This window comes from Bradyrhizobium sp. SHOUNA76 (genome assembly GCF_023006445.1).
In the GTDB taxonomy this organism is placed as follows: domain Bacteria; phylum Pseudomonadota; class Alphaproteobacteria; order Rhizobiales; family Xanthobacteraceae; genus Bradyrhizobium.
In genome coordinates, this window is record NZ_JALBHA010000998.1 from 1 (window position 1) to 862 (window position 862).

Consider the following 862-nt stretch of genomic DNA (forward strand, 5'->3'; position numbering starts at 1 on the left):
CAGAGCTTCCGCGGCAGCCGTCTGCCCGTCGAGATTTCCCCCGAGCTGACACGCAAGCTTCGGGCGTTGGCGCGTCAGGAGGGCGCGACGCTGTTCATGGTGCTGCTGGCGGGCTTCCAGGCGGTGCTGTCGCGCTGGAGCGGCCAGGACGACGTGGTGGTGGGGACGCCGATCGCGGGCCGGACGCGGCGCGAGGTGGAAGGGCTGATCGGACTGTTCGTGAACACGCTGGCGCTGCGCGGCGAGCTTGGCGGCGATCCGAGCTTCCGCGAACTGGTGCGGCGGGCGCGCGAGAGCGCGCTCGGTGCGTTCGCACATCAGGACCTGCCGTTCGAGCGCCTGGTGCAGGAGCTGCAGCCGGCGCGCGAGGCGAGCCGCCATCCGATCTTCCAGGTCCTGTTCGCATTGCAGAACGTGCCGCAGGAGAAGATCGAGCTGCCGGGGCTGACGCTCGGCCATCTCGGCGACCAGGCCGCCGGCGGGCTCGGACCGGCGCTGTCGCGGCTGGACCTCGCACTTTATCTGCACGAGGCGGAGGAGGGCCTGCGCGGCTTCTTCCAATATGCGACCGACCTGTTCGACGCCGCGACGATGAAGCGGCTGTCGGAGCATCTGACGCAAATGTTGATGGAAGCAGTCGCTGACGCGGACCGTCCGCTGTCGGAGCTTGCGATGCTGCCGGAGGCGGAGCGGCGGCAATTGGTGGAGGAGTGGAACGAGACGTGTTCGGCCTATCCGTCGGAGGCATGCTTGCACGATCTGGTGACGGCGCAGGCCATGCGAACGCCGGATGCGGTCGCGGTGATCGATGGCGGGCGCCAGCTGAGCTACGCGGAGATCGAACGGCGGGCCAACCGGCTGG

The 862-nt window shown here is 69.0% G+C and carries 1 protein-coding gene; it reads left to right on the forward strand.

All coding sequences use genetic code 11. From position 1 onward, the window contains the following. Positions 1-862: condensation domain-containing protein (locus MOV74_RS39255; RefSeq protein ID WP_246932987.1), on the forward strand; the 862-nt coding region annotated here is incomplete at both ends.